The 22,504-nt window shown below is 67.2% G+C and carries 19 protein-coding genes; 10 read left to right on the forward strand and 9 right to left on the reverse strand.

Annotated elements, in window-relative coordinates; translation table 11 throughout:
- Positions 1-22 precede the first annotated feature (22 nt).
- Complete coding sequence (locus tag ACYX4S_RS15065) at positions 23-1,993, reverse strand: SLC13 family permease (protein ID WP_476360784.1); 1,971 nt, start codon at positions 1,991-1,993, stop codon at positions 23-25.
- A gap of 157 nt (positions 1,994-2,150) precedes the next feature.
- Here ACYX4S_RS15065 and pabB point away from each other — a divergent pair, with 157 nt between their 5' ends.
- Positions 2,151-4,019 (forward strand): aminodeoxychorismate synthase component I, encoded by a 1,869-nt coding sequence (pabB, locus tag ACYX4S_RS15070; protein ID WP_476360785.1) that lies wholly within the window; start codon positions 2,151-2,153, stop codon positions 4,017-4,019.
- On the opposite strand, the gene ACYX4S_RS15075 is transcribed toward pabB, so the two are convergent.
- From ACYX4S_RS15075 to hemP, 5 genes are all read right to left on the reverse strand, one after another.
- On the reverse strand, positions 3,950-4,708 hold the full coding sequence (locus tag ACYX4S_RS15075) for a nucleotidyltransferase family protein (RefSeq protein ID WP_476360786.1): 759 nt from the start codon (positions 4,706-4,708) through the stop codon (positions 3,950-3,952). The two genes, pabB and ACYX4S_RS15075, sit on opposite strands and share 70 nt — an antisense overlap.
- 444 nt (positions 4,709-5,152) lie before the next feature.
- Positions 5,153-7,570 carry a phenylalanine--tRNA ligase subunit beta gene (pheT, locus tag ACYX4S_RS15080; protein ID WP_476360787.1) on the reverse strand — a complete coding sequence of 806 codons (2,418 nt, stop codon included), beginning with the start codon at positions 7,568-7,570 and terminating at the stop codon, positions 5,153-5,155.
- Positions 7,571-7,641: 71 nt separating this feature from the next.
- Positions 7,642-8,319: a phenylalanyl-tRNA synthetase subunit alpha gene (locus tag ACYX4S_RS15085; RefSeq protein ID WP_476360788.1), complete on the reverse strand. Its 678-nt coding sequence runs from the start codon at positions 8,317-8,319 to the stop codon at positions 7,642-7,644.
- Positions 8,316-9,398 carry a phenylalanine--tRNA ligase subunit alpha gene (gene pheS, locus ACYX4S_RS15090; RefSeq protein ID WP_476360789.1) on the reverse strand — a complete coding sequence of 361 codons (1,083 nt, stop codon included), beginning with the start codon at positions 9,396-9,398 and terminating at the stop codon, positions 8,316-8,318. The genes ACYX4S_RS15085 and pheS overlap by 4 nt, the downstream gene beginning before the upstream one ends.
- 538 nt (positions 9,399-9,936) lie before the next feature.
- Positions 9,937-10,167 carry a hemin uptake protein HemP gene (gene hemP / locus ACYX4S_RS15095; RefSeq protein ID WP_422067818.1) on the reverse strand — a complete coding sequence of 77 codons (231 nt, stop codon included), beginning with the start codon at positions 10,165-10,167 and terminating at the stop codon, positions 9,937-9,939.
- Positions 10,168-10,624: 457 nt separating this feature from the next.
- Here hemP and ACYX4S_RS15100 point away from each other — a divergent pair, with 457 nt between their 5' ends.
- From ACYX4S_RS15100 to ACYX4S_RS15115, 4 genes are all read left to right on the forward strand, one after another.
- Positions 10,625-11,953, forward strand: coding sequence for a DUF2325 domain-containing protein (locus ACYX4S_RS15100; protein WP_476360790.1), 1,329 nt, complete (start codon positions 10,625-10,627; stop codon positions 11,951-11,953).
- On the forward strand, positions 11,938-12,252 hold the full coding sequence (gene hmuQ / locus ACYX4S_RS15105) for a heme-degrading protein HmuQ (RefSeq protein ID WP_422067816.1): 315 nt from the start codon (positions 11,938-11,940) through the stop codon (positions 12,250-12,252). Before ACYX4S_RS15100 ends, hmuQ begins: the two co-directional genes overlap by 16 nt.
- A gap of 212 nt (positions 12,253-12,464) precedes the next feature.
- Positions 12,465-13,565 carry an S-methyl-5-thioribose-1-phosphate isomerase gene (mtnA, locus tag ACYX4S_RS15110; RefSeq protein ID WP_476360791.1) on the forward strand — a complete coding sequence of 367 codons (1,101 nt, stop codon included), beginning with the start codon at positions 12,465-12,467 and terminating at the stop codon, positions 13,563-13,565.
- A 39-nt stretch (positions 13,566-13,604) separates the two neighbouring features.
- Positions 13,605-14,678, forward strand: coding sequence for a dipeptidase (locus tag ACYX4S_RS15115; protein WP_476360792.1), 1,074 nt, complete (start codon positions 13,605-13,607; stop codon positions 14,676-14,678).
- 24 nt (positions 14,679-14,702) lie between these two features.
- Here the strand turns inward: ACYX4S_RS15115 and ACYX4S_RS15120 are convergent, their stop codons facing one another.
- Positions 14,703-15,008 carry a hypothetical protein gene (locus ACYX4S_RS15120; protein WP_422067813.1) on the reverse strand — a complete coding sequence of 102 codons (306 nt, stop codon included), beginning with the start codon at positions 15,006-15,008 and terminating at the stop codon, positions 14,703-14,705.
- A 173-nt stretch (positions 15,009-15,181) separates the two neighbouring features.
- Between ACYX4S_RS15120 and ACYX4S_RS15125 the strand changes: the two genes are divergently transcribed.
- The 5 genes from ACYX4S_RS15125 (at position 15,182) to ACYX4S_RS15145 (ending at position 19,761) form a co-directional block, all read left to right on the forward strand.
- Positions 15,182-16,006: an ion channel gene (locus ACYX4S_RS15125; protein ID WP_476360793.1), complete on the forward strand. Its 825-nt coding sequence runs from the start codon at positions 15,182-15,184 to the stop codon at positions 16,004-16,006.
- Between the two features lie 172 nt (positions 16,007-16,178).
- A complete protein-coding gene (locus ACYX4S_RS15130) occupies positions 16,179-17,588 on the forward strand; it encodes a cytochrome ubiquinol oxidase subunit I (protein ID WP_422067811.1) in 1,410 nt (469 codons plus the stop codon).
- A gap of 4 nt (positions 17,589-17,592) precedes the next feature.
- A complete protein-coding gene (gene cydB / locus ACYX4S_RS15135; RefSeq protein ID WP_476360794.1) occupies positions 17,593-18,600 on the forward strand; it encodes a cytochrome d ubiquinol oxidase subunit II in 1,008 nt (335 codons plus the stop codon).
- On the forward strand, positions 18,600-18,752 hold the full coding sequence (locus ACYX4S_RS15140) for a DUF2474 domain-containing protein (protein WP_476360795.1): 153 nt from the start codon (positions 18,600-18,602) through the stop codon (positions 18,750-18,752). Before cydB ends, ACYX4S_RS15140 begins: the two co-directional genes overlap by 1 nt.
- Positions 18,753-18,864: 112 nt before the next feature.
- Positions 18,865-19,761 carry a CE1 family esterase gene (locus ACYX4S_RS15145; RefSeq protein ID WP_476360796.1) on the forward strand — a complete coding sequence of 299 codons (897 nt, stop codon included), beginning with the start codon at positions 18,865-18,867 and terminating at the stop codon, positions 19,759-19,761.
- Positions 19,762-19,768: 7 nt separating this feature from the next.
- Here ACYX4S_RS15145 and ACYX4S_RS15150 read toward each other — a convergent pair whose 3' ends face one another.
- Together ACYX4S_RS15150 and ACYX4S_RS15155 are read right to left on the reverse strand one after the other, a co-directional pair.
- Positions 19,769-21,022: an OpgC family protein gene (locus tag ACYX4S_RS15150; RefSeq protein ID WP_476362876.1), complete on the reverse strand. Its 1,254-nt coding sequence runs from the start codon at positions 21,020-21,022 to the stop codon at positions 19,769-19,771.
- A gap of 83 nt (positions 21,023-21,105) precedes the next feature.
- Positions 21,106-22,488 (reverse strand): tetratricopeptide repeat protein, encoded by a 1,383-nt coding sequence (locus ACYX4S_RS15155; RefSeq protein WP_476360797.1) that lies wholly within the window; start codon positions 22,486-22,488, stop codon positions 21,106-21,108.
- Positions 22,489-22,504: the final 16 nt, after the last annotated feature.

Here is a 22,504-nt window from a genome sequence, read left to right on the forward strand (position 1 = left end):
GTGTGGCCGATCACCCCGCCGGTCAGAGCGGCCAGACGACCAGCAGAAGCGGCACCGCGATGACGACCACCACAAGCTCCAGCGGCAGGCCGAGCCGCCAGTAGTCGCGGAAGCCGAAACCGCCCGGACCCAGGATCAGCGTGTTGTTCTGGTGGCCGATGGGCGTAAGGAACGCGCAGGACGCCCCGATGGCCACTGCCATGAGGAAGCCGTCCGGCGAGGCGCCGAGCGAGGCCGCGATGCCCAGCGCGATCGGGCACATGACGGCGGCCGTCGCCGCGTTGTTCATGACATCCGACAGGAACATGGTCACCACCAGAACCACCGTCAGCGCGACCACCGCATTGCCCTGCGCGACCGTGGAGACGAGGGCATCGGCGACGAGCCGCGCCGTTCCGGTTTGCTCCATGGCTCCGGCGACGGGAATGAGGGCCGCAAGCAGTACGACGACCGGCCAGTCGATCGAGGTGTAGACCTGGCGCAGCGGCACGGTGCGCAGCACCATGGATGCAAGCACGCCGCCGGCGAAGGCGACGGCGGCCGGCAACAGGCCAAGGGCGGAGACGAGAATGGCACCCGCCATGATGAGCGTCGCTATCAGGGCACGCCGCGTGTCGGGAATGCGAAGGTCACGCTCGGCCAGCGGCACGCAGCCGGCCTCCTGGGCGAACTCCGACAGCGCATCGGAGGCACCCTGCATCAGCAGGAGGTCACCGGACTGCAGGCGCATGGTGCGCAGGCGCGCGGTCGAACGACGCCCGTCGCGCGACACGCCGAGCAGATTGATCCCGTAGCGCGAGCGCAACGCCATGTCGCGCGCCGAACGGCCGACGATGGAGGATTCCGGCCGTACCACCAGTTCGCGCAGGACGATCTCGTCGCCCTCGCCGGAGCGCGACGTCTCTTCCTCCTCCGCTTCCTCATCATCGTCTTCCACGTCGGCGCCGTCATCGCGCACGGACGCCTTCGACTTGCCTTTCGAGCCGGACGTCTCGGCGGCGGTGCGCGCCTTCGCGTCGTCGGCGGACTTCTTCGCCTTGTCGCCCGTCTTGCGCTCCTGCTTGCCGTCCTTTTCCTCGCGGTCGGCCTTGTCCTCCTCCGGCTTCTTCTGTTCCTCGAGCTTCAGGTCGAGCTTGGAAAGAACGTCCGCGATCGCCTCCACATCCGCCTCGACGACAAGAATGTCGTCGGCACGCACCCGCCGCCCTCCGCGCGGCGCGCTGACGCGAACCTCGTTGCGCACGAGGCCGACGACCTGCGCGCCGGCCTTTTCCAACTCGCCCTCCAGGTCGTGAAGGGTCATGCCCGTCGCCTTGCTGTCCCCGGGCACACGGATCTCGGTGAGATAGCCGCCGATCTCGAAACTCTCGCCGGCGGCCGCCTTCTTCACCGGCACGAGGCGCCAGCCGGCCAGGGCGACGAAGACAATACCGCCAAGGGCAACCGCAAGGCCGACCGGCGTGAAGTCGAACATGGAGAAGGAGCCCGCGCCGGCACTGGCGCGAAAGCCGGCCACGATGAGGTTGGGCGGCGTGCCGACCAGTGTGGTCATTCCGCCCAGGATCGTGGCGAAGGCGAGCGGCATGAGCACCTGGCCCGGCGCAAGCTCCAGCCGCCGCGCGAGCTGCAGGCACACCGGCATCAGCAGCGCCATGGCACCCACGTTGTTCATGAAGCCGGAGAGCGTCGCGCCCAGCGCCATGAGCGCCGTCAGCGTCAGCAGCCGGCCGCCCTCCTGCGGCAATGCGGTGCGGGCGAGAATGTCGACCGCGCCGGAGACCTGAAGGCCGCGACTGAGAACCAGAACGCAGGCGACCGTGATCACCGCCGGATGGCCGAAACCGGAAAAGGCCACGTCCGCCGGCACCAGTCCGGCGACGACGCAGGCGATGAGCGCCGCGAGCGCCACCACGTCATGACGCAGACGCGCCGACAGGAAAAGCACCATGGCCGATGCCAGGATTGCGAGAATGAGGATCTGGTCGTTGGTCATTCAGGGCCTTTCGTCGGGACGGCATCCAAGCTCTACAGGCGCGGGGCCCTCAGGGGAACCGGTCCGAGGGTTGCCGCGCACAGGCACGGGATGCCAAGACCGGAAAACTGGGATACACAACGACGCTTCGGCAGACGCGCCGCGAGACGGCGGGACAATGGTGCAGGACATGGACGGCGCGGACCCGACCGGCATGGCACGAAACACCCCTTTAGGCGGAACGCCCGGGATCGCCCCCGGAACGGTCGTGCTGATAACGCACGACGACGTCCTCTGGTTCGAGACCCCGCGCGAAATCCATGCGTGCGATCGCGTGGAAGACGTATCCGCGACGCTGGCGGCCATCGAGACGGCCGCGCGCGGCGGGTCGCACCTTGCCGGCTATCTTGCCTATGAGGCGGGCCGCGCGTTCGAGCCCAAGCTCGCCGCCCTGCCCGGACCGGAGCCGGGCAACGGCCTGCCGCTGGTATGGTTCGGCGCCTATGACGCCCCACGGAGGATGACGCCGGACGAGGCTCTCGACTGCCTCGTTGGCGACACGCCCCGGGCCTCTATCGCGGTCGAGGGCTTCGACATGGACGCAAGGGCGCATGAGGCAGCCTTCGAACGCGTTCGCGACCACCTCGCGTGTGGCGACATCTACCAGGCCAACCTGACCATGCGCGCAAGGGGCACGTGGTCGGGGAACCCGGGGGCGCTGTTTGCACGGCTTCTGCGCGGTCAGCCCGTGGGCCACGCCGCCCTGCTGCGGCTCGACCGCCACTGGGTGCTGTCGCTGTCGCCGGAGCTCTTCCTGGAACGCGAGGGCGAGCGACTGCGCACACGCCCCATGAAGGGAACGCTCGCGCGCGGGCGCGACGCACGCGAGGACGACGCGCTCGCCGCCTCCCTTGCGCTCGACCCGAAGTCGCGGGCCGAGAACGTGATGATCGTCGACCTTCTGCGCAACGACCTGTCCCGGGTGGCGGAACCGGGCTCGGTGCAGGTGCCGCGCCTGTTCGAGGTGGAATCCTACGCGACGCTGTTCCAGATGACGTCGACGGTGGAAGCCAACCTTGTGCCGGACACCGGCTTTGCCGCCATCATCGCCCGGCTCTTTCCCTGCGGTTCGATCACCGGAGCGCCAAAGCTTCGGGCCATGGAAATCCTCAACGAACTGGAGCCGTCCCCGCGCGGGATCTACACGGGCAGCATCGGACATCTGGCGCCGGACGGGGACTTCCGTTTCAACGTGGCGATCCGCACGCTGGTTGCAGGGGACGACGGGCGCTTCGAGATGGGCACGGGGTCGGGCGTGGTGTTCGACAGCCAGGCGAGGCCCGAGTTCGAGGAATGCGCGCTGAAGCTGCATTTCCTCACCCGCAGCGCGCCTGACTTCTCGCTGTTCGAGACCCTGCGGCTCGAGCCCGGGAGCGGATACACCCTGCTCGAACGCCATCTGGCGCGGCTCCTGCGCAGTGCCTCCATGCTCGGCTTCCGCCATGACGCGGAGAGGCTGCGACGCACGCTCGAGGCTCACGCGGAAACCGTCGCCAGTGATAGTGATGGCGGCACGCGGCGGGTGCGGCTGCAGCTCGACCCGGACGGAACGGTTTCGCTCACGGATGCCGCCCTGCCCGACACGCGCGGGCCTTGGCGTGTCGCGATTTCCGCCGAACGGCTCGACCCATGCGACCCGCTGCTGTTCCACAAGACCACCCGGCGCGCGCTGTACGACGGCGAACGCGCACGCCTTGGCGCGGAAACAGGCTGCGACGAGGTGGTCTTCCTGAACCGCGACGGACTGGTGAGCGAGGGCGCGATCAGCAACGTGTTCATCGCGCGGCACGGCCGGCTTCTGACGCCGCCACTCGGCGCCGGACTTCTGCCTGGAACCCTGCGCGCGGCGCTTCTTGAAACGGGACGCGCCTTCGAGGCGGAACTTACGCTGGCGGACCTGCTTGCAGCGGAAAGCCTCTACTGCGGCAACTCGCTGCGCGGCCTCGTCGAAAGCCGCATCCAGTCGCGCGAGGACGGTGACGGCTGAGACGGAGCGGCCTTGCCGTCTCCCCCTTTGGCCGTTTGCGGCCAATCCACCACCTCGACCTCAGGCCAGAGGTCCTTCATGCGACGCGCCTTTTCCGCATGTGTCCTGGCATTGTCGAGCGCGGGGTTGGGCACGATGCGCATGGCGAAGATATCGGCGAGCCCGAAGGGCGCGACGATGTCCAGCCGCCCGTCCGCCTCCAGCCGCACGGCCACCGCATGGGTGCGCGAGGCGTAGTTGAGAAGCGCTTCCTCGGTGCAGGTCAGTTGCGGATAGGCGGCGCCGAAACGCTCGGGAAACCAGAGGTGGACCCTTGCCTGGTTGCGCAATTCCACCGGCAGGCCGATCCCCTCGAACGCGGGCGTGACGGCACGGATCACACGGTCCTCCGCCTCGAAGGAGAGGTCGGACGCATCGAAATAGACGAGGTCCGCATCCTTGATGCCGTGGCCCGGCGGACGCCCGGTCAGCGCGTTCCAGACACTCTGGTAGATCGCGCCGCTGACCAGACGCCAGTCGGGAAGGGCCAGCGCGCGCGCTCGGCGCAATATGTCCATGACCAGCGGGTCGGTGCGCAGGATCAGTTCGAGCATGGCGCGACGGTCCCGCTCGCCGGAGCGGGCCGGATCGCCGAGAACCTCGCGCGACAGGCGCGTCGCCTCACCGGCCTCGTCGGCGGGAGGAGGCATCACCGGTCTGGGCGACCGCGAAACCCTTGGGCCGGGCTCCGGGCGGAGTTTGGACTCAGGGCGGCGTTTGGACTCAGGCCGGGGTTCGGGCTCCGGCCGGGGCGCGGGGTCCACGGGAGCCGGGCCCGGCATTCGGGCACGCCCTTCCTGCAGCGCATTGGCGAAGCGCCACGCACGCGAGCGCATGGACGGGCCGGACGTCTCTCGCCGACCCGCGCTCCGCATGGCGCCCTTGTCCCTTCCTGTCATTCCGCCTGCCGTCATCTTCGCGCCGCGTCGGGTGTCCCGCATCGCGATCCCGCTTTTCGCACGACTATGCCACAGACGATGCGGCGACGGTGAGGCACCGCACGCCCGATTTCACAGGTTTGAAGGAGAGAGAGTCACGGACGTCCCGTGCTCCGGCCGGAACCCGCCGACCGGAGCACGTTCGTCAAGGAGTGATCAGCCGCGCAGGGTTCCGCCGGTGGCCTTTTCGACCGCGGCGCGGATTTTGGCGGCGACCGCCTCGATCTCCGCTTCGGTGAGCGTCCGCTCGCGCGGCTGCAGGGTGACATCGATGGCGAGCGACTTCTTCCCCTCGCCAACGCCCTGCCCCCGGTAGATGTCGAAGAGGGTCACATCACCGATCAGCACCTTTTCCGCACCGCGCGCGGCCTTGATGAGCTTCTCCGCGCTGACGGCCTCATCGACCACGAAGGCGAAGTCGCGACGCACCGGCATCAGGTCCGGCGCGGTGAAGGCCCCCTTGGAGCGCCCCGCCTTGGACTTGGGCTCGGGAAGCGCGTCGATGAAGACCTCGAACACCGCAAGCGGCCCCTCGATGTCGAGTGCGCGCAACGTGCGCGGATGCAGCTCGCCAAAGCGGGCCAGCACCGTCTTGGGACCCAGACGCAGCTCTCCGGAGCGGCCCGGATGCAGGTAGTCGGGCACGTCCGTGAAGACCATCAGCTTGTCCACCGGCGCGCCAAGGGCGGAAAGCACCGCCTCCGCGTCCGCCTTGGCATCGAAGACGCCGACCGGCGCGGCATTGCCCGACCAGTGGCGTTCTGCTCCGGCGACACCGGCCGTTCCGCGACGCACGCCGGCCGCGACGATGGACTGGCCCTTCGGCGTGTCATCGGCAAAGACCTGGCCCACCTCGAACAGGGCCACGTCGCCATGCCCCCGGTCGGCGTTCCGCTGGGCCGCCGTGGCCAGGCCCGGCAGCAGGCTCGGACGCATGTCGGACATCTCGGCGGAAATCGGATTGGCCAGTTCGAGACAATGCGAACCGCCGCCGAAGGCCTCCGCCTGCACGCGCGAGACGAAGGACCAGGTAACCGCCTCCTTCATGCCGCGAACAGCCAGCGTGCGACGGGCCTGCGAGCGACGGATCTGGGCCGTGGTCAGAATACGGCCGGCAACGGCGGACGTGCGGGGGAGCGGTGTCGACTCCACCTTGTCGAGGCCGACGATGCGTACGACTTCCTCCACGAGGTCGGCCTTGCCGTGCACGTCGGGACGCCAGGACGGCGGCGCCACCTTGACCTCGTCGCCGGAGCCCGCGACCCAGAAGCCCAGGCGCGTCAGCACGCCCCGGATCTCGGGCGAGGTCAGGGAGAGGCCGGACAGGCGCTTCACCTCGGCGACGGGGAAGTCGATGGTGCGCTCGGTGTCGGGGATCTCGCCGACGAAGAGCACCTCACTCGGGGTGCCGCCACACAGGTCCATGACCAGCTTCGTCGCGAGATCGAGGCCAGGCAGACAGAACTGCGGATCGACACCGCGCTCGAAACGGTAGCGCGCGTCGGTGTTGATGCCGAGCGTGCGGCCCGTGCGGGCGATGTTGACCTCGTCCCACAGCGCCGACTCGATCAGCACGTCGACGGTCTCCTCGGACGAGCCCGAATGCTCGCCGCCCATGATGCCGCCGATGGACTCGACGCCGTTATCGTCCGAGATCACGCACATGGTGTCGTCGAAGCGGTAGGTCTTGCCGTCAAGGCCGAGCAGCTCATCGCCCTCGCGGCCCCGGCGCACGACGAGATCGCCCTTCACCTTGCCCGCGTCGAAGACGTGCAGGGGACGCCCCCGGTCGAAGGTGAGATAGTTGGTGATGTCGACCAGCGCATTGATCGGACGCAGGCCGATGGCGGCGAGGCGCTTCTGCATCCAGGCCGGTGACGGGCCGTTCTTCACGCCACGCACGAGACGCAGGCCGAAGGCCGGGCAGAGGGAGGGCGTGTCGCCGAACTCGAGGCGCACGTTGACCGGACAGGCTCCCTCGCCCCGGATCGGCTCCGGGCGGTTTTCCTTGAAGCGGCCGAGGCCGGCGGCGGCAAGATCGCGCGCGATGCCCGAGACGGCGGTGCAGTCGGGCCGGTTCGGCGTCAGGCCGATCTCGATGACCGGATCGTCAAGGCCCGCGAACGCGGCATAGGACATGCCCACGGGCGCGTCCTCGCCCAGGTCGATGATGCCGTTGTGCTCGTCGGATAGTTCGAGCTCGCGCTCCGAGCACATCATGCCGAAGCTCTCCACATCGCGGATCTTGCCGACGGAGAGCGTCACGTCGATGCCCGGAACATAGTCGCCCGGACGCGCCAGCACGCCGACGAGCCCTGCGCGCGCGTTGGGCGCCCCGCACACGATCTGCAGCGGCTCGCCGGAGCCGGCATCCACCGTGAGCACCCTGAGACGGTCCGCATTGGGATGGGGCTTCGCGTCGGTCACGCGGGCGATTGTGAAGGGTTTCAGCTTGTCGGCCGGATTTTCCACGCCCTCGACCTCGAGGCCGATGCGGGTCAGCGTGTCGACGATCTCCTCAAGCGAGGCATCGGTTTCAAGGTGATCCTTGAGCCAGGACAGGGTGAATTTCATGGCTTCGGTCTTTCGTGTATCGCGGTGCCGGGCGGCCACCGGTCAGGCCGGGGCGCCAGCGCGCGGTGAACTCAATTCGACGGGGTGAAGCGGTCCAGGTCGGGCACGATCGAGGCATCGCCGTAGTTCACGGCAAAGCGCCGGCCGATCTCGTGCATCCGGTCGCTCCAGCGGCGGATGTCGCTTTCGCTCACCGTGCCGCCGGCGGCGATGATGCGCGAGGCTTCGGCCTCGACCTGATCGCGCAGCAACCCGAACTCGAGCATGGCCGCGTCCTCCGCCCGGTACTTGTCGAGCCAGCCGACCGTCATCGTGGCGATGATGACGAGGAGCGCCAGCGCCGAGGTCACCGACGACCACTTCGCAACCCCTGGAATGCGCCGTTCGCTGACCACCAGCACCATGGTGGCGATGGACAGGAAGGCGACGATGGCAACCGCCGTCAGGAAGCTCTCGTAATTGTCTTCCGCATTCGCCTCCTGGCTGGCGCGCAGGGTGGTGATGCGGTCGCGCAGGTAGAGCACCGGGTCGGCGGCAGCGCCAAGCCCCTGCCGGAAATAATCGTCGCAGTAGCGCAACCGGCCGCGTTCGTCCGACTTGTCGGCGCACACGTCGACGAAGGACAGCGGCGCCGGCGAGACACCGGCACGGGCACCCGCCGGGGTCCCGTCCTGGGCCAACGCCTGGGTCGCACCGGCCAGGACGAGGACGGCAAGCAGCACCTTGCGCAGGAGCGCGGTCACATTCATCGCGAAAGTCCTCCGAACAGGGTCGGCAGATCGAGCGGACGGAAGCCGTAGTGATCGATCCAGCGCACGTCGGCGTCAAAGAAGGCGCGCAGGTCCGCCATGCCGTATTTCAGCATCGCGATGCGGTCGATGCCCATGCCCCAGGCAAAGCCCTGATAGACGTCCGGGTCCAGACCGCAGTTGCGGATCACATTGGGATGCACCATGCCGCATCCCAGGATCTCCAGCCAGTCGTCGCCCTCGCCGATCCTCACTTCGCCACCGGACCGGTCGCAGCCGATATCGACCTCCATGGACGGCTCGGTGAAGGGAAAGAACGACGGGCGGAAGCGCATCTTGATCTCGTCGACCTCGAAGAACGCCTTGCAGAACTCCTGCAGGATCCACTTCAGGTGGCCGAAGTGGCTCTCCTTGTCGATCACGAGACCCTCGACCTGATGGAACATCGGCGTATGGGTCTGGTCGCTGTCGCAGCGATAGGTGCGCCCGGGCGTGATCACGCGGATCGGCGGCTCCTGCGACATCATCGTGCGCACCTGCACGGGCGAGGTGTGCGTGCGCAGCAACATCTTCTCGCCGTCCTCGCACGGATGCAGGAAGAACGTGTCGTGCATCTCGCGCGCCGGGTGATCGGGCGGGAAATTGAGCTGGGTGAAGTTCAGGTGGTCCGTCTCGATGTCCGGACCTTCGGCGATGGAAAAGCCCATGTCGGCGAAAATCGCCGTCAGTTCGTCGATGACCTGGCTGACCGGATGGATGCGCCCGGTCTCCGAGGGCGCGGGGCGCAGCGGCTGGGTGACATCGACGCGCTCGGCGGCAAGGCGGGCATCGAGCGCGGCCTCCTGCAGGACCTCCTTGCGCGCCTGGATCGCCTCGCCGACGCGCTGCTTGAGGCCGTTGATCGCCGGGCCGGCCTCGCGCCGCTCCTCCGGCGAAAGCGTGCCCAGGGTCTTCAGCTTCTCGGAGACGGACCCCTTCTTGCCGAGGGCGCCGACACGCACCTCCTCGAGCTCGGCCTCGGTGGAGGCAGCGGCGATGGCCGCCAGGATACCGGATTCCAGTGTTTCGAGTTCGGACATGACACCGTCACGTTCTGCGGCGCGCGCGCAAAGCTGCCGGCGCGGCCTGTTGAAAGGGATTTCGGACTTTTATCAGACTTTCGGGGGGTTTCCAGTCGCTGCCCGCCTGTCGCGCGCATGGATACGCGTCGGTGACGACGGGCATCACGCCCCCTCTCAGGCGCTCAGCGCCTGGCTAAATCGCCCGCAGGCCGGCCCCTGGGAGGACCAGCTTCGAAACGGCCTGGAAAAAACGGGAGAAAAGAGAGCGCGGGACGCGCGGTGCCAGTGCCGGACAGCCGATGGCGCGCGGACGGCCGACAGCCCTCCGGCCAAGCCACGGGCGCCCCGGAAGGTCGTGGCCGGCAAAATCGATACCCGGGGGGTCTTGGCCCGACGGATCATGGCGCGCGTTTCATCCTGCCAGGTTCACGCGGGCCCAGCCCCGCGCAGCCGACGCATCTCGACCGGCGGGACAGGTTTTGGCAGATGCCGGGAAGCGACGCAAGGGCGCCCGAGACCGCACACGCCTGCGTGCGTCAGGACAACGCCGGCGCGGTCACTTCGTGAGGAGCAGCTTCTCGAAGCGCGTGATGGACAGACGGTAGAGGCTGCCGTTGTGGCGGATATGAAGCTCGCGCCCGCCCTGGAACAACACGTCACTGTCGAGCTCGAGCGGCTGGGGCCCCGACTGGGCCGGCACCTGCGGGGAGACGAGCGTCGTGCCGCGCAGCGGACGGGAGCGACGGGGAGCGGCAGCGTCGTTGCGGTATGCGTTGGGAGAAGTCATCCGAAAGCTCCTTCGCTCTTGCGGATGCGGACGGTGAGCGTGTCCCGTGCGGGCCGGACCCATCGGCCCGAACATCCGCACATCCTGGAACACACCACCCGGCCGCAGTTTGGAACGGGTCTAAACTTGCGAGTCATTCGCAACTTAATTCATGACTCGAATAGTCATCTTTTGATCCGGATGCAATCATGGAGTTCGGAAAAGCGCGACTTTTTGTCATCCGCACCTCGATCGGGACGCGCCGATCGCGCCAAGTGACACGGGCTCGCGGAATATACTTGACTACAAAACTCATCTTTCATACCCAAGTCAGGTCCACCGTCTCGCTGTGCCCAGAGGCGGAGGAGATCCAAGCGCCAGCAAGCCACGTGTCCTCTCCCTCGACGCTCAGCAAGCCACGCTTCGAATTTGCCGGCTCCGGCCGGCCCCGAAGGCAAGGCAGCAAGGCAACCAGACCATGTGCGCAAGGCATCAGGATTTGCAGCGCGCCATCTCGGAAGCGGTGGAAGCCCATGCCACCGGCCGCGACAGGCCGGCAGGTCCGGACTGCACCGGCGATGGCGCGCCAAGGCGGCGCATCGCGCTGTGGGAGCAGACCGACAACGTCCACTGTTCGATCGTGGGCACCTGTGCCAGCGTCGAGGACCTGCGCCGGGTGGCGCGCAAGGTGGGCATCGACGTATCTCCCGAGACGCCCGACTATGACGTGCACGGCCACTTCGTGCGCATGTCCACCTCCGACAACGTTTTTTCACGCGCATTCCAGAAGCTGCTCGACCAGCGCTTCGAGGGCGCCCTGCGTCGGGTGGCGCGAGTCCGCGAGCCCGAGGCGCTGACCGCGCTCTGGCAGGACATGCGCGAACGCGGCCAGGTGGCGCCCGCCTACTGGTCGTTCATGACGCTCGGGCACATCCCGTCGCGCCTTCGGGTCGAGATCTTCGGCGAGGTGCACATGCTCTCGCATCTTGCCGGCGCCTCGTTTCGCCAGAAAACGGCGGAGGCAACCACCCTGCGCGACCAGCTTGCCGAGGCGGAAGAGCGCGCCCGGCGCGTCGAGGCGGGCCTGAAACAGGCGCTTGGCGAGCGTGACCGGGAAATCGCCGACCTGCGCGCCGCCCTGACCGCGCTCAAGGCCGAGCGCGACAGCCGCATCCCGACTGCCGATACCGAGATCGCGGCCCAGTCGGAGAACACGTTGCTGCGCCGCCGACTGGCGAAATCGGCCCGCGCCATCCAGACCGCACGGGCCCGCGCCCGCCTGGCCGAGGCGCGGCTGGCGGAGATGGAGCGCGGCGACGAGATTAGCGTATCGACGCGGTCTCCCGGAGACACTCCCCGACACGTCCTCGACGACGCCCTTGCCGTGTCAGACCGCGCGTCCCCGCATCTCGTCGCCCCGGTGGGCGAGGCCGACGGCGCGCCGCGCGCGGTGCTCTATGTCGGAGGAATGCACGGCCATCGCGACCGGCTGCGCGGCATCGCGGAAGCCTTCAACGCGACCTTCGTGCATCACGACGGTGGGGTGGAGGACGCGCCGCAGCGCCTCGACAGCCTGTTGCCGTCGGTCGATTGCGTCTTCTGCCCGGTCAACTGCGTCAGCCACGACGCATGCCTGCGCGCCAAGAAGATCTGCCAGAAGCTCAACAAGCCCTTCGTGCCGCTGCGCTCATCCGGACAGAGCGCGTTCCGCAAGGCGCTGCAGTCCCTTGTCCATACGGCGGACACACCCCAGATCAACCCAGACCGAGACACCCAGGGAGATCAAGCCACATGTACATCGCGATGAACCGTTTCCGCGTGAAGAAAGGCCAGGAAGAGGCGTTCGAGGACGTGTGGCGCAACCGCGACCGCAAGCTCTCCGAGGTCGACGGGTTCGTCGAGTTTCACCTGCTGAAGGGCGCGTCCGAGGACGACCATACGCTCTACTCCTCGCACACGATCTGGCGCGACCACGCAGCCTTCGTCGCCTGGACGCAGAGCCAGGCATTCCGCGACGCGCACAAGAACGCCGGCGACAACAAGCCGTTGTATCTCGGCCCGCCCCAGTTCGAGGGCTTCGAGGTGGTTCTGCGCGAAACCGTCTGACCCATTCGCGCAAGGGGCAACCCCCTTGCGCGGCTTCCCCGCCCGCGGCCCGCCCTTTCCCCGAAAGCGGCGGGCCGTCGCGTTTGCATTTGCCTTCGCCATTCCCGCCCCGATGCCCGGAGGCGGCGGGCCCGCACCCGGATCACCTGCCAGGGTTGCCAGCCGGGGCCGCGTGTCCGACAACGGGGGACAGCTCCACGGGGACCCTTTTCATGAAGATCGACGGAACCGCCTACCGCTCCATCTGGCCGACCGCGGACGGGCGCGGTGCCGGCATCATCGACCAGACGAAGTTGCCGCACGCGTTCGTCACACTGGAACTGCGCTCGCTGGAGGACGCGGCGACCGCGATCCGCGACATGTGGGTGCGCGGGGCGCCGCTGATCGGCGCGACGGCGGCCTACGGGGTTGCGATCGCACTGCTGGACGCAGCCGACGACGCCACGCTCGACGACGCGTATTCAACGCTCCTTGCCACCCGGCCGACGGCCATCAACCTGCGCTGGGCCCTCGATGCGGCCCGCGAACGGCTCCTGCCCCTCCCGGAGGCCGAACGCCGCGCCGCCGCGTGGAGCTTTGCGCGCGAGCTCTGCGACGAGGATATCGCGCTCAATCACGCCATCGGACGCCACGGCCTGGAGATCATCCGCGACATCGCGGCGCGAAAACCAGCCGGGGAGCCGGTCAATATCCTCACCCATTGCAACGCGGGCTGGCTCGCCACCGTGGACTGGGGGACGGCAACCTCGCCGATCTACCAGGCCCACGACGAGGGCATCGCGGTGCATGTCTTCGTCGACGAAACGCGCCCGCGCAACCAGGGCGCGGGCCTCACCGCCTGGGAACTCGGCCGCCACGGCGTGCCGCACAGGCTGATCGTGGACAATGCGGGCGGGCACCTGATGCAGCGCGGCGAGGTCGACATGGTCATCGTCGGCACCGATCGCACGACCGCGCGGGGCGACGTGTGCAACAAGATCGGCACCTATCTGAAGGCACTTGCCGCCCACGACAACGGCGTCCCCTTCTATGTGGCGCTGCCCTCCCCGACCATCGACTGGACCGTAACGGACGGACTGAGGGACATCCCCATCGAGGAGCGCGGCGAGGACGAGGTGACCGTGATCCACGGCAAGCTTGCCGACGGCAGCGTGACGAAGGTCCGCATCACCCCCGAGACAACCCCGGCGGCGAATCCCGCCTTCGACGTGACGCCGGCCCGGCTCGTCACCGGCCTCATCACCGAGCGCGGCATCTGCGCGGCCAGCGCGGAAGGTCTCGCAGGCCTGTTCCCCGAGCGCGCAGCCCGCTGATCCCGCCGGTTCCGATCAAGTCCACAGGAGCGAACGCACGTGACGCACACCCCGGTTCCGGTCTTCGACGGCCACAACGACACCCTGCTGAAGCTGGAACTGGGCGCGCGCAAGGGGAGCCCGCGCGACTTCCTGGCGCGTGCCGACCACGATCACATCGACCTGCCCCGCGCCCGTGAGGGCGGTTTCGCCGGTGGCTTTTTCGCGATGTTCTCGCCCTCGCGCATCGATGAGGACATCACCGTCCGCTTCAATCCCAACGATCCGAGCCATTTCGCCCCGCTCGCACAACCGGCGGCTCTGGACTTCACCCTGCGCATGGCGGCGCGCGCCCTGCGCATCGAACGGGCGTCGCAAGGCGCCGTCAGCATCTGCCGCAGCGTCTCGGACATTCGCGACGCGATGGCCCGCGACAGTCTCGCCATGCTGCTGCACATCGAGGGGGCGGAGGCGATCGACGCCGATTTCACGACGCTGGAGACCCTGCACGCCATGGGGCTGCGATCGCTGGGGCCGGTGTGGAGCCGGTCCAACATCTTCGGCCACGGCGCGCCCATGACCTGCCCGGCCTCGCCCGACAGCGGCCCCGGCCTGACGGACACCGGCAAGGCGCTCGTTGCCGCCTGCAACGAATTGAAGATCCTCGTCGATCTGTCGCATCTGACGGAGAAGGGCTTCTGGGACGTGGCGGCCATCAGCGACGCGCCGCTGGTTGCCACCCACTCCAACGCCCACGCGCTGACGCCCTCGGCGCGCAATCTCACCGACCGCCAGCTCGACGCCATCGCCGAGACGGGCGGCGTGGTCGGGCTCAATTTTCACGTGGCGTTTCTCGATTCCCAGGGCCGCTTCAATCCCGACCTGCCGGTGGAGCGGATGGTGCGCCATCTCGATCACCTGCTGTCGCGGCTCGGAGAGAACGGTGTCGCGCTGGGGTCGGATTTCGACGGCTGCATGGTTACCCGCGCCATGAAGGACGTGGCCGGCCTGCAGGTTCTCGTGGAAGGCATGCGCAAGGCCGGTTACGGCGAGGACCTGATCACCCGGATCGCCCACGGCAACTGGCTGTCGGTTCTGGAGCGCACGCTCCAGCAACAGGATGTGGCCTCATAACGAGACGGGCCCGCATCCCGGGTCTCAGTTGGGAACCGCACCAGCACCGAACGTGTCGGTTTCGGCCGCGATACGCTCCTCCAGATAAAGCGCGATACTGGTGGCGACCGCATGAAGGCGCTTCAGCTCTGCCTCGCGGCGGGTGGTGGCCACGACCTCGTTCGGACGACCGGAACGCGCGCCATTGCCGAAACGGCCCGTACCGCGCACGATGAAACGGTAGGCGGCACCATCCGGCGAGCGGGGCGTGTGCATGATGTCGCCCACGTGCTGTTCCGCGAAGCGCAGCGAATCATCGAGTGTTGGAAGTGCTTTTGAAAATGCGGACATGGGTACACCCCGCTTCGATCCGGAACGGTTCGCCGGACCCGTTTTCCTGAAATGGTTAACAAAGAGTTTGCGCCGATTCGCGGACGCCGCATATCCCCCGAATGCCCGAACGGCACCAACGACTTGCGCGCGGCGCGATTGACGGGCGCACGGGAACACGGTCTTCTCGCCCCATGAACATCCGAGACCGCCTCGCCCCGCATGCCACCAAACCGCCGCTTCGCCCGGCCGGCCGCCTGCGCGGAACCCTGCACGAGCTCTACTTCGGCTCGACCCGAAGGGCGCGGATCTGGCAGTTCGGGCTCATCGCCTTCGACGTGCTCACGATCGGTTATTTCCTGGTCGCCTCGATGGCCGCCGAAGCTCCGGTGAACCACACGTTCGACTATGTGCTGGGCGTGGTCCTCACCCTCGACCTCGTCTTGCGGCTGGTGGCCGCCAAGCGCCCCCTGCGCCAGGCTTTCCAGTTCACGACCATTACCGACCTGGTGGTGATCCTGTCGCTTTTCGCCAGCGCCTTCGTCGACAACCTGGGCTTCCTGAGGGTGGCGCGGATGCTGCGTATCCTGCGCTCCTATCACCTGCTGCGCGAACTCAGGGACATGTCACGCGTCTTCCGCCGCAACGAGGAGATGATCAATTCCGGCGTCAACCTGCTGGTCTTCATCTTCGTGGTCACGGCCCTCGTCTTCGTTCTGGAAGGCCACCGCAATCCGGCGATCAACACCTATCTCGACGCGCTCTATTTCACCGTCACGACACTGACCACGACCGGGTTCGGCGACATCACGATGACCGACAGCGTCGGTCGTTTCATGACCATCTTCATCATGGTCTTCGGCGTGGGGCTCTTCCTGCGGCTGGTTCAGACGATCTTCCGGCCGCAGAAGGTGCGCTATCCCTGCCCGGATTGCGGGCTTGCCCGACATGACCCGGACGCCGTCCATTGCAAGCACTGCGGAAACATCCTGAACATTCCGACGGACGGAGAAGACTGAAAAGTCAGGCGTTTGAAAAAATTTTTCCGCCGGGGTTCCGTCTCCTTAACCGGCAGGCTTCAATCTGCCACATGGGCGCCAGGCCGCGCAGGGCCATAATCGCGTCGGAGGAAGAGACCCAACAGGCCGCCGGAGAAACATCCGGCGTGCCGTCAGGCTCGGGGAAAGCGACATGGATTTCACAGCGGTCGAACTTGCGCGGATGCAGTTCGCGTTCACGGTTTCGTTCCACATCATCTTCCCCTCCTTCACCATCGGACTGGCGAGCTACCTGATGGTCCTGGAGGGGCTGTGGCTCGCGACGCGGCGCGAGATCTATCTCGCCACCTTCAAGTTCTGGCTCAAGATCTTTCCGGTCGCCTTCGGCATGGGCGTCGTGTCGGGGATCGTCATGACCTACCAGTTCGGCACCAACTGGTCGGTCTTCTCCGACAAGACCGGGCCGGTGCTCGGGCCGCTGATGGGATACGAGGTGCTGTCGGCCTTCTTCCTCGAGGCGGGCTTCCTCGGCATCATGCTCTTCGGCCTCAACCGGGTGGGGCGCCGGCTGCATTTCTTCGCCACCGCCATGGTGGCCTTCGGCACGGCGCTTTCGGGCTTCTGGATCCTGTCGGTGAACAGCTGGATGCAGACCCCGGCGGGTCACTCCATCAACGCCGCCGGCCAGTTCATCCCGGAAAACTGGTTCGAGATCATCTTCAACCCCTCGTTCCCCTACCGCTTCGTGCACATGATGCTCGCGGCCTATCTGACGACGGCCTTCGTGGTCGGCGCGGTCGGCGCCTGGCACCTGCTCAAGGACAAGACCAATCCGGGCGCACGGATCATGCTCTCGATGGCCATGTGGATGGCCGCCATCGTCACGCCGGTGCAGATCATGGCCGGCGACATGCACGGGTTGAACACGCTCGAACACCAGCCGGCCAAGATCGCCGCCGTCGAGGGACATTTCGAGGGCGAACGCGGCGCGCCGCTGCTGCTGTTCGGGATTCCCGACATGGAGGCGGCGGAAACCCGCTACAAGGTCGAGCTTCCCAAGCTCGGCAGCATCATTCTCACCCACTCACTCGACGGGCGGGTGCCGGGGCTCAAGGACTTCCCGCGCGAGGACTGGCCCAACGCGACAATCGTGTTCTTCTCCTTCCGCGTCATGGTGGGCATCGGCTTCCTGATGCTCGGCCTCGGCGTCTGGAGCCTGTACCTGCGCTGGCGCGGGCGGCTCTATGACACGCCCCTGTTCAAGCGCGCGGCCCTCCTCATGGGACCAAGCGGCTTCGTCGCCGTGCTCGCGGGATGGATCACGACGGAAGTAGGACGCCAGCCTTTCACGGTCTACGGCCTGCTGAGAACGTCCGAGAGCCACTCGCCTGTGGACGCGCCGGCGGTGGCCACGTCGCTGCTCGTCTTCATCGTGGTCTATTTCATCGTCTTCGGCATCGGCACCTACTACATGCTTCGTGCCATGGGGCACACGCCCGGCACCGGAGAAGACGGGCCCGAGCGCGGCGAGCCGACACGCGCGGCCGGCGTGACGCCGGTCTCCGCCTACGAGGCGCGCGACACCACCCAGCCGGCGGAGTGATACAATGGCCATCGACCTTCCCCTGATCTGGGCGATGCTGATCGCCGTCGCCGTCTTCATGTACGTCGTGCTCGACGGCTTCGACCTCGGCGTCGGCATCCTGTTTCCCACCGCCCGCTCCTCCGCGGAACGGGACGTGATGATGAATTCCGTCGCACCCGTGTGGGATGGAAACGAAACCTGGCTGGTGCTGGGCGGAGGTGGGCTCTACGCCGTCTTCCCGCTTGCCTACTCGGTGCTGATGCCGGCGCTCTATGCGCCGCTGATCGCGATGCTCATCGGGCTTGTCTTCCGTGGCGTGGTGTTCGAGTTCCGCTTCAAGTCGAGCCCCGAGCGACGGGGCATCTGGGACATCGCGTTTTTCCTCGGCTCGCTCACCGCAGCCCTTGCCCAGGGCATCGCGCTCGGCGCCATCGTCCAGGGCATCGACGTCGAGGGACGCGCCTATGCCGGCGGCTGGCTCGACTGGTTCACTCCCTTCTCGCTCATGACCGGCGTGGCCGTGGTCATCGGCTACGCGCTGCTCGGCGCGACCTGGCTGATCTGGAAATGCGAAGGCCCGATGCAGGCGCATTTCCGCGAGAAGGCGCAGGTGCTCGGCATCGCCATGCTGGGGGCCATCACGGTTGTCAGCGTATGGACGCCGTTGCTCGACGACGGTTTCGCCGCGCGCTGGTTCGAGATGCCGCAGATCATCTACACCCTGCCCGTCCCGGCGATGGTCGTGGTTCTGGCGCTGGTGCTGTTCCGCGGCCTCACGGGCACGCGTGACGCGGTTCCCTTCCTGGCGAGCCTGGGCCTGTTCCTCGTCACCTACATCGGCCTCGGGATCAGCCTCTACCCCAACATCGTGCCGCCCTCGATCGACATCTGGCAGGCGGCGGCGCCGGACAGTTCGCTGCTGTTCCTGCTCGTCGGCGCGGCGGTGCTGATCCCGATGATCCTCGCCTACAGCGCCTACGCCTACTGGGTGTTCCGCGGCAAGGTGCGCGCGGGCGAGGGCTACCACTGATGCACAGCGGGGCCCGGCCGGAGGACCGCGACGGCGATCCGGCCGCCGCCTCCCCGCTTTGGAAACGCCTTGCCTGGTTCGCCGCCCTGTGGCTCGCGGGCGTGGGAACGCTGCTGGTCATCGCCAGCCTGATCCGCTGGGCGATCCTCTAGGACCGGAAGTGCCGCGCGTCCCCGCTCACCGAAGCGTGAGCGCGGGGAGCCGTCTTCGCCATTGTCTGGAAACAGCAATGCACCATCCTTCCCCGGCCAGGGAGAAGGCTTCATGATCGGCATTCCAGGTTCCAAATCCACCGCAACGCTCGCCGCGATGGCGTTTCTTCTCGCAAGTACCAGGGGCACCCCGGCTCTGGCCGGGGAAGACACGGACGGCTCGGTCGGCAAGGCCGGGTGCGGTGTCGAAACGGCGTGCCGGGTGGCCGGGGGCGAATACCGGATCCGCTTTCCACGAAACTGGGACGGGACGACGCCGATCCCCGCCATCGTCTTCCTGCACGGCTGGCGCGGGTCCGCCGAGGCGGAGATGCGCAACGCGGCATGGGCAACGCTTTCCGACCGCCTGGGTGTCGCCTTCGTAGCACCTCAGGGCGAAGGCGGCACGTGGTCCTTTCCAGGCTCCCCCAGTGCGCATCGCGACGAGTTCCGGTGGTTCGACGCACTCGTCGCGGACATGACGGACCGCTTTCCCTTGCGGGCCGACCGGCTGATGGTCGCGGGCTTTTCCATGGGCGGGTCGATGGTATGGAGCCTCGCCTGCCGGCGCGGCGAGCTGTTCGCCGGCTTCGCACCGGTCGCGGGCGCCTTCTGGGACCCGATACCCGAGGACTGTCCCTCGCCCGCGCCGGTCCTGCTTCATGTGCACGGACGCACCGACCGGACCGTGCCGCTCGAAGGGCGGTCCATCGGCGACGGCTGGCGCCAGTCGGACGTGGGTGAAAGCCTTGCCGTCTTCCAGCGCAGGATGGGCGTCGCGGAGACATTTCCCGATCGCACGCCGGGCAAGGGCTTCACCTGTCAATCGCAGGAAAGCCCGAAGCCCGACGACCCCGCCCTGTTGCGGGTGTGCCTGCACGACGGGGGACACAGCGTGCGCGCGGAGTGGATCGCGGACGCCTTCGAGACACTGGCCGAACGGCGCGGCTGGCAATTCGGCGAGCGGTAAGGCTCACTCAGGCGGGCTGCCGCATTTGCTCGGGATGCCGCGCGTCGCCAGAGGCCGCATGGCTGCCCGCGGATGACCCCGGATGGCGGGGCCCCGTGGGAGGCTTGCGCCAAGGCTGGCCCTTGTACCAGGCAACGACATAGGCAACCGCGACAAGAAGCGCCATGCCGCCGACATTGGCGATAAACTCCACCAGCATGTTGCCCCGGCCCCAGACCATGTCGCGCAGGATTCCGACGCCCTGCGCGATCACGAGGCTTGCGAGAAAGACGGCGAGCGATTGCTGTCCGACCTTCTGGATCACGCGCACCGCCTTGCCCCAGGCGTCTTCGGTGACGAGATAGCACCCGCCCGCCCCCACCGCGATCCACGCGAGATAGGCCAGCGCCAGGAAATGCACGAAGCGCAGGATGCCGAACTCCGTCTTGATCCACAAAGGTTCGATCAGGTTGCGCGCCTCCAGCAGTGCAGGCACCTCGAGATAAAGACGATGCCAGGCGAGCGGCATGCTCGCCAGGACGATCACCCCGGCAAGGACGATGAGATCGCGCCGAACGGGCGGGGCGGGAATCTGGCCACGCATGAAGGCGAAGCCCGTGAAGAACAGGAGCTGCCACGCGAAGGGGTTGAAGAACCACGACCGGTCCGACCACGGCTCGGCGGGCAGGTCGAGCAAGTGGAAGGACGCCGCGAGCCACAGACCCGCCATGGCGGCGAACATCCACATCCGCCCCTGGCGGGCGAGCAGCATCATCACCGGCATCAGGGCCAGAACGACGATATACATGGGCAGGATGTCGAAATAGTTGGGCACATAGGTGAGCGTCAGCAGGCCCGGCAGGGTCACCTCCGAGCGCTCGAAGAAGTGCCAGAGGTTCAGGGAACCGACATAGTCCTGGGTCAGCCCGCAGCAGCTTTCCAGAACGCCGCTGGTCTGGATCGCCACGAGGGCGGCCGCCAGGATCAGGAACTGGCACACATGGGCGAAATAGACCTGCCACACGCGATGGCTGACGCGCGCGGCGCCCATCATCATGCCGTGCTGGTCGAACACCTTGCCGAAGGCGATCGCGGAGGCCATCCCCGAACAGAAGACGAAGATCTCGGTCGCGTCGGAAAACCCGAAACGCGCCGGAATCCAGAGCGTCCAGGTGTTGTCCGGCAGGTGGGCAATGAAGATGATGAACATGCCAAGCCCGCGAAAGAAATCGAGGCGCGGGTCACGCCGGCGAACCGGCGAGGACGGAGAAGGGGAATGCATGTTCACGTGTTTTTCGTCCCAAGATGCTGCATGGCATCGGCGCCGGTCAGCGACGCCCTGTCACCCTGAAATCATGGCCTTTTTCAGGCCGGAACGGCACGAAGGCGCTTGTCCTGCATGATCGCCGCGGCCCGCTTCATGCGCGCCGCCTGTTCAAGCCGCTCGGCCGCGAAACGGTCGAGGCCGCCGCGCAGGCTCAGTCTCGCGCGAAGAAGGTCCTCCGCGTCCTGCGCCAGTCCCGCCTTGAGGGCCGCGTCGATGGTGATGCGCTCGAAGACATCGCGCTGGGCATGACTGCCGCCGATGGTGACCAGATGCGGACGGGCGGCGCTCAGGTGACGGAACGCGGAGAAATAGCTGCCGCGATAGTAGGCATCCAGACCAAGTGCCGCAGGCTCGCCGGCGGTGCCCGCGATCCGGCCCATGTCGGTGTCCTCTTCCGCATGGGCCGAGACGCTCGCCAGCATCCGGTCGGCGGCCTGACGGCGATCGCCCGCTTCCAGGGAGATCAGGTAGTGGAGGTCGGCAAAGACATTGCAGCGGTCGTCGACACGCGTCTCGGAAAGGCGCGCAAGCTCGTCCCAGCGGCCACCGACGTTGACACCCTCGATTTCAAGCCGCACCAGCAGGGATGCCGCATTGGAGATGTCCCGATAGTCGTCGGTGCGCTCGGCACGGATGTCATTGTCGTAAAGCTCGATCACACGGTCGATCTCGCCCTTGTCGAGATACATGAGGGCCAGATGCCACCACACGTGATAGCGGAAATTGTTGCAGTGATCGAAAGCGCCGGTGTTGGTCTCGAGCCACGCCCGCCCCTCCTCGGCGCGCCCGGTCATGTCGAGAACATGCGCCACGGCATGAAGACCCCAGGCATCGTCGCCGGCAAGGCTCACCGCACGGCGCCCTTCCCGCTCCGCCCGTGCATAGTCGCCGGTTTCCTCCAGTGCGAAGGCGTGACAACCGAGTGCATAGCCAAGGGCGGGATGGTCGGCATCATAGGACGGCAGCACCGTCTCGATGGACCGCCGCATGCCGCCGCCGTCGCCGAGAACAAAACGGATGCCATGCACGAGCTTCATCAGAAGGGCATCCGCAGGATGGGCGGTAAGCGTCTGGTCCAGGCGATCCGCCGCCTTGCGCGGCGCTCCGTCCAGCCAGTCGCGAAGCGCGTCGACCACCGCACGTTCGCGCACGGTTGCCCCGACCCGGTCCGCCGCTTCCGTGGCGCGGTGCCAGTCCGCCTCGGCGACCGTCACGAGCTCGCGTCGCGCCAGAAGCAGGCAGAACAGGCCATGAGAGGCATGGCCGAGAGCGAAGTCAGGCGCAAGGCGAAGGGTCTCCGCCAGATGCTCCGGCGTGCTGCTGCCATGAGCGAGGAACGCCGAAACGGTCGCCCTCCAGGGCGCAAGCGCGGCCGGTCCGGGAAGGGTCAGGGGATAACCGAAGTGATCGGTCTGGGGCATTTCGGTCCTCTCGCGT

The organism is Stappia sp. ABD4_338 (assembly GCF_056312175.1).